Origin of the sequence: Chitinophaga ginsengisoli (assembly GCF_003014595.1) — a bacterium.
GTDB lineage: Bacteria > Bacteroidota > Bacteroidia > Chitinophagales > Chitinophagaceae > Chitinophaga > Chitinophaga ginsengisoli.
The window spans coordinates 24,087-36,639 of record NZ_PYGK01000001.1; the positions used below are offsets into that span (position 1 = coordinate 24,087).

12 protein-coding genes are annotated in these 12,553 nt (G+C 46.2%); 4 read left to right on the forward strand and 8 right to left on the reverse strand.

The annotated features are described in order from the left end of the window. Nucleotides 1-274: 274 nt before the first annotated feature. On the forward strand, nt 275-1,216 hold the full coding sequence (locus CLV42_RS00085; protein ID WP_106599869.1) for an AraC family transcriptional regulator: 942 nt from the start codon (nt 275-277) through the stop codon (nt 1,214-1,216). Between the two features lie 97 nt (nt 1,217-1,313). Here CLV42_RS00085 and CLV42_RS00090 read toward each other — a convergent pair whose 3' ends face one another. The 4 genes from CLV42_RS00090 to CLV42_RS00105 form a co-directional block, all read right to left on the reverse strand. Beyond that, on the reverse strand, nt 1,314-1,646 hold the full coding sequence (locus CLV42_RS00090; protein WP_106599870.1) for a translation initiation factor: 333 nt from the start codon (nt 1,644-1,646) through the stop codon (nt 1,314-1,316). A gap of 10 nt (nt 1,647-1,656) precedes the next feature. Next, complete coding sequence (locus tag CLV42_RS00095) at nt 1,657-2,541, reverse strand: diacylglycerol/lipid kinase family protein (RefSeq protein ID WP_170117341.1); 885 nt, start codon at nt 2,539-2,541, stop codon at nt 1,657-1,659. A 23-nt stretch (nt 2,542-2,564) separates the two neighbouring features. Continuing rightward, nucleotides 2,565-3,410, reverse strand: a complete 846-nt coding sequence (gene nadC, locus CLV42_RS00100; protein ID WP_106599872.1) for a carboxylating nicotinate-nucleotide diphosphorylase — start codon at nt 3,408-3,410, stop codon at nt 2,565-2,567. A 120-nt stretch (nt 3,411-3,530) separates the two neighbouring features. Then, nucleotides 3,531-3,950: a DUF4783 domain-containing protein gene (locus CLV42_RS00105; protein WP_170117342.1), complete on the reverse strand. Its 420-nt coding sequence runs from the start codon at nt 3,948-3,950 to the stop codon at nt 3,531-3,533. A 284-nt stretch (nt 3,951-4,234) separates the two neighbouring features. Between CLV42_RS00105 and gpmI the strand changes: the two genes are divergently transcribed. From gpmI to uvrC, 3 genes are all read left to right on the forward strand, one after another. After that, on the forward strand, nt 4,235-5,758 hold the full coding sequence (gene gpmI, locus CLV42_RS00110) for a 2,3-bisphosphoglycerate-independent phosphoglycerate mutase (protein ID WP_106599874.1): 1,524 nt from the start codon (nt 4,235-4,237) through the stop codon (nt 5,756-5,758). A gap of 245 nt (nt 5,759-6,003) precedes the next feature. After that, the gene (locus CLV42_RS00115) at nt 6,004-6,576 is read left to right on the forward strand and encodes a hypothetical protein (protein WP_106599875.1); all 573 of its coding nucleotides are present in this window, start codon (nt 6,004-6,006) and stop codon (nt 6,574-6,576) included. Nucleotides 6,577-6,593: 17 nt separating this feature from the next. After that, nucleotides 6,594-8,429, forward strand: coding sequence for an excinuclease ABC subunit UvrC (gene uvrC / locus CLV42_RS00120; protein ID WP_106599876.1), 1,836 nt, complete (start codon nt 6,594-6,596; stop codon nt 8,427-8,429). 27 nt (nt 8,430-8,456) lie between these two features. Here uvrC and CLV42_RS00125 read toward each other — a convergent pair whose 3' ends face one another. From CLV42_RS00125 to porL, 4 genes are all read right to left on the reverse strand, one after another. Next, complete coding sequence (locus tag CLV42_RS00125) at nt 8,457-9,026, reverse strand: DinB family protein (protein WP_106599877.1); 570 nt, start codon at nt 9,024-9,026, stop codon at nt 8,457-8,459. A 104-nt stretch (nt 9,027-9,130) separates the two neighbouring features. After that, complete coding sequence (gene porN / locus CLV42_RS00130; RefSeq protein WP_106599878.1) at nt 9,131-10,183, reverse strand: type IX secretion system ring subunit PorN/GldN; 1,053 nt, start codon at nt 10,181-10,183, stop codon at nt 9,131-9,133. A gap of 11 nt (nt 10,184-10,194) precedes the next feature. Then, nucleotides 10,195-11,727, reverse strand: a complete 1,533-nt coding sequence (porM, locus tag CLV42_RS00135) for a type IX secretion system motor protein PorM/GldM (protein WP_106599879.1) — start codon at nt 11,725-11,727, stop codon at nt 10,195-10,197. A 61-nt stretch (nt 11,728-11,788) separates the two neighbouring features. Beyond that, the gene (porL, locus tag CLV42_RS00140) at nt 11,789-12,538 is read right to left on the reverse strand and encodes a type IX secretion system motor protein PorL/GldL (protein ID WP_089829059.1); all 750 of its coding nucleotides are present in this window, start codon (nt 12,536-12,538) and stop codon (nt 11,789-11,791) included. Between the last annotated feature and the right edge of the window lie 15 nt (nt 12,539-12,553).

Consider the following 12,553-nt stretch of genomic DNA (forward strand, 5'->3'; position numbering starts at 1 on the left):
AATAATCTTGTACTGCGAAAAGATAGTTGGTTGACCAGGCAGTTCATCAAAAAGACCAGTTGATGAAAACAAGATTTTGGTTGATAAAGGTTAAGTCCAAGTTGTGAAATATTTGTTAATTTATCAAATCAAAAATTGCAACATTGATACAAAGTAACGCCCTTCAACTACTCATTAAACCATCTAACCCGCCATATATCCACACATCCCGCCTTCTCCCACATGTGGTTATATTAGCACATCATTAGCATTGCGCTTTTTGTAATTTTACTGCATGCCCTCCTTAAACAGTAAAAATAGCAGATCTGTTCATCGTAAAGAGCTCAAACTCAGCGATGACCTATCACAGGTGAGTGTCGGACAGGAGAACCTGCCAAAGGTGCCCGCAAAGAGTAGTTTCTCCATTCATTCCCGCGCAACCAACCCCTGCAGCGAATATCTTTCCAGCAGAAGGGATTATTATAAGATTTCCCTGCTCACAAAAGGTGGCGGCGTGTTGACCCTGGGAGAACGTACCTATGTTATCCAGGCGCCTGCCATGGTATTCGTCAATCCGCTGGAGCCCAAATTCTGGCAGCCGAAAGGAGAGCAGGACGGCTACTACTGCATTTTTACTGAACATCTCTTCGAGGCACAACGCTATTATCGTGATGAACTGCTGCATCATCCACTGTTTCAGACAGGCGCCAATTGTGTGCTGAATTTAACGGAACAGCAGGGAGCAGATATGCTGGAGATCTTCGAACGGCTGCGTAAGGAGAATATGGAATGTGATAATTACCGCCTGGATGCGATCACCATCTATCTGCAGTTATTACTGCTGGAGTCTAAAAGAATGGGGGTGAGCGAATTTGTGCCTCAGCGTACGCTTACTACCGCACAGTTGCTGGCCGAGCGCTTCACTGATACACTGGAAAAACAGTTTCCCATCACTTCAGAACAGGAGCAGGTACAGCTGAAAACAGCGGGCGATTTTGCACAAGTCCTGAATGTACATCCAAACCACCTGAATGCAACCGTGAAGAGAGTTACCGGCCGTACTACCAGCGAGCATATCCGCCAGCGTATCCTGCTGGAAGCAAGATTGCTGTTGTTACATACCGAGTGGCCTATCGCCATCATTGCGCATTGCCTGGGATTTGAGGAACCCGCCAGTTTTTCACATTTCTTTAAAAGCCAGACGGGGCATACGCCGCATACGTTCAGGGTATTATAAAAATCGGTTTTCCATTACCCGGGTTATCATCTCCGGCTACAATAAAAAAGGCTCCTACCGGAGCCTATTACGTTTTGTTAAATTCGTTGTGCAAGGTTTATTTCGCTTTATACCCCCAATCCTGCAGCCACTTCACCACTTTCTCTTTATAGTCGCCCTGTATCAGGATCTGGCCATCTTTTGCACTACCGCCGGTACCACATTTAGTTTTCAGTTCCTTCCCCAGTTTTTCCAGGTCTTCCACTTTACCGATAAAACCATCTACCAGGGTTACCACTTTACCTGCGCGTTGTTTGGTATCCAGTTTTACACGCAGTTGCTGTTGGGCAGGAGGCAGGGTATCTGTTTCTTCTGGTTCATTGCTCTCCGGGCTGAAATCCGGATCAGTGGAATAGACGATACCGCCCAGGTTACTTTTCTTCTTAGACATAACAATAATTTTAGGTTCGGTTAACGATTACCTGCAAGGCAGCAGGATGTATCCGGAAAGCTACTTCGCCCTCTTCTTTGAGGGGCACCGCATCTCCATCCACCTGCAGATGTACCAGTTCTTTGCTTTTTACAATGATTGTTTCTCCGGTATAGTGTTGCATGTAACGGGTCTTGTCAATATTGCCCAGTAATGAATATAGTCCGACCGGGATTAATCCGATGAGTTTGATTGGCGGCACCACACAAAGGTCCAGTTTACCGTCAAATACGTTTGCCGTAGGGGCCAGCTTAAATTCGTAACCAAACTGGTTCCCGTTTGCTACCGTCAGCAGAAAAGCGCGTTCCTGCAGCGTTTTGCCGTCGACATCTATCTGGTAGGAAGGCCCTTTATACCTGCTGAAACTCGAAATAACCAGCTTTGCGTAGCCCCATAAACCGCGTTTGGTCTTGTGGCGGAACTGATCAGCTACGAGGGCATCAAAACCCACGCCTGCATTACTCAGGAACAGGTATTCATTGGCATACCCGACATCTATTGCCTGGCGCCTGCCATCAGCAATTACTTCCAGCGCACGGGATACCTTCAATGGTATTTTCAATGCTCTTGCCAGACCATTGCCGCTTCCCAGCGGGATGATCGCCAGGGCAGTATCACTTCCTACCAGCCCCTGGGCAATTTCATTAATTGAGCCATCGCCGCCTACAGCCACTACTGTGTCCGTTCCATTTGCAACTGCGGCTTTCGCCAGGTCAGTACCATGTCCCAGGTATTCCAGATGGGTAATTTCCACTGAAAAAGCCTTCGGAGTTAAATACCTCCTGATAATACCCTCCAGGCGTTTCTCTCTGTCTGTACCTGCCTTCCGATTTATGATAAATAAAATCTTTCTCAACGTTAGGGATATTGTATGTGATATTAGATTGCTTTTAAACTTAGATCAAGACTTACTGCGTGATGGATCACAGCTCCTACAGAGACATAATCGACGCCTGTCTTCGCATATTCCTCCAGTGTTTTCAGATTGATACCACCGGACGCTTCGGTTTCATACCTGCCATCAATCAGTGTCAATGCTTCACTGATCTGCGCAGGAGAGAAGTTGTCCAGCATGATCCGATGCACCTGTCCCACTGCCAGTACCTCTTTCACATCTTCCAGGTTGCGGGTTTCTACTTCTATCTGTAAGGGCAGTTGTTTCTCCTGCAGATAAGCTACTGTTTTGTTCACAGCCGCAGTAATGCCACCAGCGAAATCAATATGATTGTCTTTCAGCATCACCATGTCATAGAGTCCCATACGATGATTCACACCACCTCCGATGCGTACCGCTTCTTTTTCCAGCAGCCGGAAATTAGGCGTGGTCTTGCGGGTATCGAGCAGGCGGGTATGATATCCTTTCAATATATTCACGTACTGACTTGTCAGCGTGGCGATACCGCTCATTCTCTGCATACAGTTCAGCACAAGGCGCTCTCCCATCAACAGGGTGTGTACAGCGGCTTCCACCTCAAATGCCACTTCTCCTGCTTTCATACTATCTCCATCCTTCTTGAACGGCTTAAAAACGGATGATGGGTCCAGCAGATTAAAAATAGCTGCTGCTACTTCCATCCCTGCCAGTATTCCGTCTTCCTTGATCTTCAGTCTGGCGCCGCCTCTGGCATCTGCTGGAATGCATGCCAGAGTGGAGTGATCACCATTTCCTATGTCTTCGGCCAATGCGCTGCGAATAAGATCTGTAAATGCTGGTTCCAGTAACATACCATCGGTTTGAAAGAACGAAATTAAGTGAATTTCAGAAAGCACATCGGAACAGACTTTCTGTAATATAAAAAAGTCCGGGCCTGGCCGGACTTTTCACTATCAATCTTAACAATACTTTTATTTGTTCTCAAAGCGTAATTCATTCAGCACCATCGAACCACCCTTCTTTTGCAGGAAGAACGATGTACGGTAAGCCCCTCCGGTGGTACCTACGTTTGCAATCCCCACCCTTGAACCACCTGCACTTTCCACCTGGTGGATCAGTTCAAATGATTTTACCTGATTTTTAGAGAAGAAATCTTTCAGGATAATTTCTGCCTGTGCTTTGCTGTAGGAATTGGATTTACCTGCCATGCTGATTTCTACGGTGTTGTCGAGGTAACGGGATAGTGCGCTCGCATCGCCTTGTTTAATAGCACTCACTACATCTTCGAAAGGGCCTGCTGCAGTAGGTTTTAAGGTAGCGGCTGACAGTGTAAGTGCAGTGATAATGACGCCAAACAACACAACTCCAAGCACATACAATAACTTTTTCATCGTCAGTATTTTATTAAGTAGTAAAGTTTTCATCATTAGTAGTGAAATGGGCTAAAACTATGCCAATTTGCAGGAGAGCTTTTAAAATACAATTATCGTTGTATTGTACAGTGATTAATTAATGCGAATATATTAATATATATTTTTAGAATAAAACCTAACTGCAATAAAGTTCTTTCACTGCTGTATTATTTTTGGCGTCATTTCTATATGTTTGATGCCGTATTCACGGATGCTTCATAACTTTAGCCTCCATTAAGAACAAGAAAACTACAACCGGAAATATGGAAAAGAAAAGAGCCATTCTCGTTATCATGGATGGATGGGGACAGGGACAAGTTCCTGCCGCTGACGCTATAGCGCATGCCAAGACGCCTTTTGTAAGCAGTCTGTATTCTAAATATCCGCACAGTACGCTCGTTACCTGCGGAGAAGAAGTAGGTTTGCCGGAAGGCCAGATGGGTAATTCCGAAGTAGGCCACCTGAACCTCGGTGCAGGACGTATCGTGTACCAGGAACTGCAACGTATCAATGTAGCCATCCGCACCGGCGAACTGGCTGCCAACAACGTTTTGCAGGACACTTTCAACTATGCAAAAGATAATGACAAAGCGCTGCACCTGATGGGCCTTGTCAGCGATGGCGGTGTACACTCGCACATCACTCACCTGAAAGCACTGACACAGATAGCTAAAGATAAAGGACTGACCAAGGTATTCATTCACGCCTTCACTGATGGTCGTGATACTGATCCCAAAGGCGGTCTGGGTTACATGGAAGACCTCGTAGCTCACCTCCAGAAAACTACCGGCCAAGTAGCCACGATCACTGGCCGCTACTACGCAATGGACCGCGATAAACGCTGGGAACGTGTGAAACTGGCCTACGATGCACTGGTACAGGGTATCGGCACTCCTACACAGGATGCAATTACTGCTATCAAAGCATCTTACGCGGAAGGCGTTACTGATGAATTCATCAAACCTATCATCGTAACAGATGCCCAGCAGAAACCGATCACCACTATTCAACCGGGTGATGCAGTACTCTGCTTCAACTTCCGCACTGATCGTTGCCGCGAGATCACACAGGTGCTTACGCAGCAGTCCTTCCCCGACTTTGGCATGGAACCGCTCGCACTGCACTATACGACCATGACCGAATATGACAAGACCTACAAAGGTGTGCATGTAATATTCGAAAACGATAACCTGCAGAATACACTGGGCGAAGTGCTGGAAGCAAACGACCGCACCCAGATCCGCATCGCAGAAACAGAAAAATACCCACACGTATCCTTCTTCTTCTCCGGTGGCCGTGAAAAAGAGTTCAACGGTGAACGCCGTCTGATCGTAGCTTCTCCTAAAGTAGCTACCTACGACCTGCAACCTGAGATGAGCGCCTACGAAGTAACCAACACCATCGTTCCTGAAATAGAAAGCAAATCTGCTGACTTTATCTGCCTCAACTTTGCGAATGCAGACATGGTAGGTCATACCGGTATCTGGGAAGCCGCTATCAAAGCGGTAGAAACAGTAGACGCCTGTGTGAACAAAGTAGTCACTGCTGCCCTGGCAAATGGCTATACAGTGTTCCTTACCGCCGACCACGGTAATGCTGATTTCATGGTTAACAACGATGGTACGCCAAATACAGCGCATACCACCAACCTGGTACCTTATTTTGTCATCAGCAACGACTTTAAAGGCGCTTTGAAACCGGGAAAATTGGGCGATGTGGCACCTACCATCCTTACGCTGATGGGCCTTCCTATTCCGAAGGAAATGTCCGGCAACGTACTGATCTAAGTATTAAAGTATTATATAAACACTTTGGAAAGCTGTCCGCCGTAGGCGCGACAGCTTTCTTATTTTATATTATTCTGATGCTGTAACTATTCGCCGAGATAATACGTTTTACGTTTTTTAGTGCTCTCGACAGATTTGCTCATGCATCAGATGCGCCGTTTTTACGGCGCATTAACTTTTTTATAGTATTTGCTTTCCATTATCATATACACGCAGCTTTAAACGTTCTTCCCTAAATTTGCAGGATGGATCATCGTTTTTCATGGACATTGGTGGTTGTTGCTGCGCTCACCGCTTCATGCGGTACCGGAAGCAGTACCGGACAGGGCAAAGGACATACATACAGGGATCTCAAAGGTTATTTTCAGGAAGAACTGAATAATATAAATACACATAAGCCGGCCTTACAGAAGACCATCGTCCTGAACGGCCAACGGGATAGTCTGACCATTACCACCCCGGATTCAACACAGTTACAACACCTCCTGGCCCCCTTTCTGGAAGTGGATCTGAACAAACCGTCCCTCCAGGGAGCATACGATACCATTCTGCTGGCAGATCAGTTTACAGGTACACATTCCCTTATGTACAAGGCCAGAAATATGGCCACCGTACCCCAGGAAGTGATCATGAATATTGACAACCAGCAACATATCACGAATGTGCAGATGAATAAGCACGTCTCAAACCTGGTATATGAATACCAGCAAAACCTGGTGTACCAGCATAACAAACATATCCGCATTGTGACCTGGCAGAAGATCGCATTTTTGCCCGCCAGGGAACTGGATGTGAAGGTTCTGCTCAGACACCCCTAACAGATCTTCTTTAGAACATGACAGCAGCGGAGTTTCAACAGATATCACATACCATACCCCTTCAACCCGGCATTTATAAATATTACAGCGAAGCCGGTGAACTGCTTTACGTAGGAAAAGCCAAAAGCCTGCGTAAAAGGGTTAGCTCATATTTTGTAAAGAATCACGATAACTATAAAACACGCCGGTTGGTAGAAACAATTCATCATATTGAATTTACCATCGTCGGCTCAGAACAGGATGCCTTCCTGCTGGAAAATTCACTGATCAAACAGTTCCAGCCGAAGTTTAACATCAACCTGAAGGATGACAAAACCTATCCTTACATCGTTATAAAACATGAATCATATCCCCGTGTATTCCTGACTCGTAATGTGATTAAAGACGGTTCAGAATACCTTGGGCCATTCACATCCGTAGGCCGTGTACGCGAACTGCTGGAAGTGATCCGTTACAACATTCCCCTGCGCACCTGCAACCTGAACCTCTCGCCGCAAAACGTCAATAAAGGGAAATACAAGGTATGCCTGGAGTATCACCTCGGCAACTGTAAAGGTCCCTGTGAAGGATTGCAGACGGATGAAGATTACAGGGAGGGACTACAACAGGTAAAGAACATCCTCAGGGGAAATCTCAGCCCTGTTTTACAGATGTTCCGCACCCAGATGCAGGAACATGCCATGAACATGGAATTTGAGAAAGCAGAGATAGTAAGAAAGAAAATAGAAAGTCTGCAGGCGTATCAGGCCAAATCAACGATCGTAAATGCCCGCATAGGCAATGTGGACGTATTCTCCATCATCAGTGAAGGCAACTATGCCTATGTGAACTACCTGCGGGTACTGAATGGTACCATTGCAGATACCAAAACGGTCACACTGGAGAAAAAGCTGGAAGAAGATGATACTGAAGTACTGACCTATGCTGTCAGCTACCTGCGCGATGCTTTCCAGAGCCTGACGCGGGAGATCATTGTACCTATCGAGATAGAATATCCGGAAGAACATGTTACGGTATCCGTACCCAAAGCAGGGGATAAAAAGAAACTGCTGGAGCTTTCCGAAAAGAACGTGAACTATTTCAAAGAGGAATTATACCGCAAAAAGATCCTGCACCTGGAAGGCAAGAGTGATATGGAAAGGAAGAAGGTGCTGTACCAGTTACAGGCCGATCTCGAACTACAGGAGCTTCCTCTGCATATTGAGTGTTTCGATAACTCCAACTTCCAGGGAAGCTACCCGGTATCGGCCTGCGTGGTGTTCAAAGACGGCGTTGCATCCAAGAAAGATTACCGCCATTTCAATATCAAGACAGTACAGGGTATCAACGACTTCGCCTCCATGAAAGAGGTGGTATACCGTCGTTACGCCCGTTTATTGGCAGAACAGCAACCATTGCCCCAGCTGGTGATCATAGATGGCGGTAAAGGCCAGCTTGGATCAGCCATGGAAAGTATACGCGAGCTGGACCTCATCGGCAGTATGACCGTAGTAGGCCTGGCTAAGAATGAAGAAGAGATCTTTTTCCCTGGCGACAAGGACAGTATCAAACTGCCTTATGATAGTGAAAGCCTGAAACTCATCCGCCGGGTGCGTGATGAGGTACACCGTTTCGGTATCACTTTCCACCGCCAGAAGCGCAGCAAAGGCACCTTTAAGAACGAGCTGGAAGGTATCAAGGGAATAGGAGAGAATACCGCCACCCAGCTCCTGAAAACCTTCCGTTCCGTGGCGAAAATAAAACTCCTTTCGGAGGATGATCTAGTAAAGGAAATAGGCGCCGCCAAAGCAAAACTGGTCTACGCCCATTTCCATCCTGCCACCGGCGAAGCGGATACGCCTGCAGCGTCATAATACATTCTTTCCAGGTCTATATTGTGATTATGCCTTGGCCCTCAGCGCCTGGGCCATATGGCGGCGTTCGTGTGCTATAACGAAACGGAAAGTATCTCCCAGTGAAAATTTCAGCCAGTTACCCAAAGTGGTAGGGATCTTCAGGCTTTGCAGGTTCACATATTGCGCCTGATCGAGCAGGGCTTTCGTTTTCTGCTGCCATTCAATAAACTCCGACACTACCTTTCCTGCGTCCAGATCTGACATAGGACGATAAGCCTTCGGTGCCTGCATCTTCATTCCAGGCTGACCGTTTGTTTTCGGCTCCATCATCTTCGTAAAATAGTTTCCCAGCCATCCGCTTTTGAAGGTAGCTGCCGGTGGGAGACTGCTGGTCAATCCGGATTGGATAGCTTTTTCCATCGCAGGTACATAAAAACGGGAATAGGCATTGAGGTGATCCAGGCATTGGGCCACACTCCATTTTTCCGGAGCTGGTTGTCTAAGGAGGATCTGTTGGGGAGCGTTTACAAATTGTTCGTTGGCCGTTTTCAGCAGATCATCCATCTGCAGGTGAAGTGCTTTCAGTAGATCAGGGGTCTCAATTTTCGCGGACATAATACAGGTGATTGATTGGCCACAAAATTAACGGGGGAAAAGGGAAAAACAAAAGGGAGCCTGTTAGACAGACTCCCTTTCAGTTTCTTTATACTGCGAGCAGATTAATACTGCCACATATCCTGTTCTTTGTTAAAGATTTTATCCTTAACCGCCTGACCTTCCAGGAGGCGCATGGTACCATCTTTAATGTAATCTTTGATCTCGCGGTTGTAAGTGTTGTTTTCCTTGATCACAAAGCTGGAGAAGAAACGCATTTCGAAAAGGTCTTCCCAACTCATGGTTGCCGCATCATTATTCTGGTTGTATACATCATATCTGGCCAGTACAGGACGCAGATCAGGATAATATACCCAGAACAGCGGAATAGCTGCACGGAAGGAACCATCTTCATTCATACGCGCTACCATTGGTGCAATACCAAGGATACGTACTTTCAGTGCAGATGCTTCTTTATCGAACACCCAGATTTCTTTGATCTTGTACTGAACGATAGTACGTGGGTCAAATTCATCACGGGTAGTTACCATTTTCTCTTCACCGGTTACAGGGTCGATACTACGAACTGTCTTTTCTTCGCCGCTCAGTTTAGTCTGAATGTCAGCATAAGGCAGTACGGTAGTAAACCTGTCGTCGATAGCACTGAACGCTTCGATTTCCTTGCTCTTAATCGCGTTGAGTAGGATATTAATGAACAGCTGGTTTGTACCATTTTCATCCTCAACATTATACTGGAAAGGAAGGTTCATCTTTTCGCGGGTGTCGATCACCTGCCATATCTTCTTTTCCCAGAATTCGTCATCTGAGCGGATATGGTCGTAAGCGATGGGCACACGGTCCTTGATGAAGTTCTTTTCAGAGATGCCATCCGTACGCAGGGATTTGCGTGGGGTATCTACTGGGATACCAATACCATCCGGGCGTTGGGATGCCGCATCAGCTGTAGGAGCTGGCGGTGGTGGTGTGGCAACGCTGTTACCGGTAGCTGGATTCACAACTGAAGCATCCTGTGTTGGTGCAGCGTTATCTGCCCCTGTGGTACGACGTGTTGTTCCTCCGCCGCCACGACGGCGACCTTGTGCGTTTACCTCTGTTGCCAATACTAATACCAGCAGGAGGGAACACCAACCAATTCTGTTAAGGATGACTGCTCGCATAAAAAATAATATTAGTTAATCTTGAAATTGACGTTAGGCATATCTCTTACCCTTCCATCCGGACCTTTTATGCGGATGTTATCGAAGTATACGATATCACCTGCTCTCATGGAACGGATCGCCGGCAGTACGCTGCTTGGGAAGTAAGCGGAGTTTGCATCAGCTTCTGCGTAGTCTTTACCTTTTGCGTCGATGCCGATACGATAGCTAACAACATCGTATTTAACACCTTCGAAAAGGAAGTCTTCCAGGTCAGCACGTAAACCGCCCTGTACTTTAAACTCAGCAGCCTTCATGAAAGGACCTCTGCTCAAACCCACTTTCATCACCGGATCAGGAATGTATTTGATACGGAATTCTTTAGAACCCAGTGTTTTTACCTTACCATCGATATCACCATTTACAGTGATCATCGCAGTACCTGGTTTGCTAACTATTACAGCATATTTACCTGCACCGGTCTTAGTCATGCTACCGTTATTGATACCTGCGGATACTTTTTCAGCAGGAACACCACCGGCAGAGATGGAGATCGGATTCGACAGACCAATGTACAGTACATTCATTTTGTCGGCAGAAATGGAAGTAGTAGAAGCACCTACACTATAAGTTTCATTGAAAGGCATGTTAATTACCTGGCCACTTGGGTCAGTCATCTTAACAGTACCAGAGATGGTTTTTTCACCGATACCGGAAACCACCATTGTATATGTACCCAGACCTTCGCTTGCAGTTACAGAAGAACCGTTCACTACGATCTCAGGATTTACAGTGCTGCTATAAGCACCCACTGCTACTGAAGCTGTCAGCGTCTGACCTTCCATCAGATTCTTTGAGTTCAGAGAAACGAAAGGCTTGATCTTATCAAAGTGGAAATCTCTTTTACCGATCTGCGCATACAGGTCATCAATAATCAGGGATTCTGAGTTCTTGATGTCATTCTGGAATTTACTCAGAATGGTTACAGCTGCGATAGTAGGCACCATGTTGAAGTGATAGGAAGTCCAGTCTTTTGCAGGACCATGGCTACCATGTGCTTTACCAATTTCGATATGCAGCGGTAATGATTTTTCAAACTTTGCTTTATCCTTAGCCTCTACGTAAGTCAGTAACTTACCACGTAATTCAGTCAGCTTCTGTTCCAGCAAAGGACCCTGTTTCTGATTCTCCATCACACGGGTAGGAGCATCCAGGTTATCTTTACTTTTCAGCTCACCAAATTCGTCACGTCCACCACTCTCTCTAACGATTCTCTCTTTCAGTGAATCCAGGAAGGTGTACATTTCGGCAGAAGCTGCCTTTACCTGTTCTGCTTTCTGTTTGAAAGGACCTGCTTTTGCAGCATCGGTCTTCATTTTCTCATCAAAAGCCAGATAGGTATCGTTATTTTTTCCGGTGATGGAAGTATTCGAAGTTTCTATTGAGTTGTTTACTATATTAAATGCGTTCAATATCTCAGCAGAGACGTTCAATGCCAGCATGGCCGTCAAGACCAGGTACATGATATTGATCATCTTTTGCCTGGGATCTTTAGGTAGTGCCATAGTTTGTTCTCAGGTTTGAATGATTGTCTGTTGTTAATTCAAATAAACTATAAGCGTTACCTTATCTCGCACTGTGCATAGCGCTGAGCATGTTACCGTAAACGGTGTTCAGGCTAGTCAGGTTATGAGCCAGTTTAGAGATCTGATCCTGTGTTTTGCGCGCATCGTCTACGCTGCTGGTCATTGCCTGGGATACATTCAGCAGATTGCTATAGAAGTTGTTCATAGCTTTCAGGTGATTGTTAGTATCCTGCAGTTCCAGTTCGTAGATAGCATTCAGGGAAGCCAGGTTTTTGGTCATACCCTGCATCTGCTCATGGAAGCTTCTTGTAGATTCAGAAGCACTGTTGAAAGAAGATACAGCTGAAGCAGCAGTAGTGTAAGCGTGAGCTACGTTGCCAATTGCGCTAGCAGCTTCTCTTGTTTTTTGTGTGTAATCACCTGTAGCGGCAACTACGTCACTGATATCCCGCATTTTATCTACTGTGGAACCTAATTTCTGGAAGTTCTCGCTTAAGCGCTGCAGACTTACTGGAGTGATGTCAGCTTCTTCCAGCATTTTATCCAGACCAGCCAGAGCAGGGCTGCCACCGGAAACAACTGCTACATGAGCTGCGCCCTCGTGACCACCGCTATCCGGTACGAATGCATAAACGAAGAAGATGAGTGCTTCAGTGCTCAAACCAACGATCAGGGCGATATCCGCGCCTGGCCAGTGTTGCAGTTTGAACAACGCTCCGATAATTACTACTGATGCTGCGACACAAACAAAGAAATTAAGCCATTTCGATGTAGTAGGATTCATAGCCATAGGTCAAAATTTACT

Coding starts and splice junctions, on each gene's coding strand:
- CLV42_RS00085 (WP_106599869.1), top strand. CDS start 275: ATGCCCTCCTTAAACAGTAAAAATAGCAGATCTGTTCATCGTAAAGAG.
- CLV42_RS00090 (WP_106599870.1), bottom strand. CDS start 1,646: ATGTCTAAGAAGAAAAGTAACCTGGGCGGTATCGTCTATTCCACTGAT.
- nadC (WP_106599872.1), bottom strand. CDS start 3,410: ATGTTACTGGAACCAGCATTTACAGATCTTATTCGCAGCGCATTGGCC.
- CLV42_RS00105 (WP_170117342.1), bottom strand. CDS start 3,950: ATGAAAAAGTTATTGTATGTGCTTGGAGTTGTGTTGTTTGGCGTCATT.
- gpmI (WP_106599874.1), top strand. CDS start 4,235: ATGGAAAAGAAAAGAGCCATTCTCGTTATCATGGATGGATGGGGACAG.
- CLV42_RS00115 (WP_106599875.1), top strand. CDS start 6,004: ATGGATCATCGTTTTTCATGGACATTGGTGGTTGTTGCTGCGCTCACC.
- uvrC (WP_106599876.1), top strand. CDS start 6,594: ATGACAGCAGCGGAGTTTCAACAGATATCACATACCATACCCCTTCAA.
- CLV42_RS00125 (WP_106599877.1), bottom strand. CDS start 9,026: ATGTCCGCGAAAATTGAGACCCCTGATCTACTGAAAGCACTTCACCTG.
- porN (WP_106599878.1), bottom strand. CDS start 10,183: ATGCGAGCAGTCATCCTTAACAGAATTGGTTGGTGTTCCCTCCTGCTG.
- porM (WP_106599879.1), bottom strand. CDS start 11,727: ATGGCACTACCTAAAGATCCCAGGCAAAAGATGATCAATATCATGTAC.
- porL (WP_089829059.1), bottom strand. CDS start 12,538: ATGGCTATGAATCCTACTACATCGAAATGGCTTAATTTCTTTGTTTGT.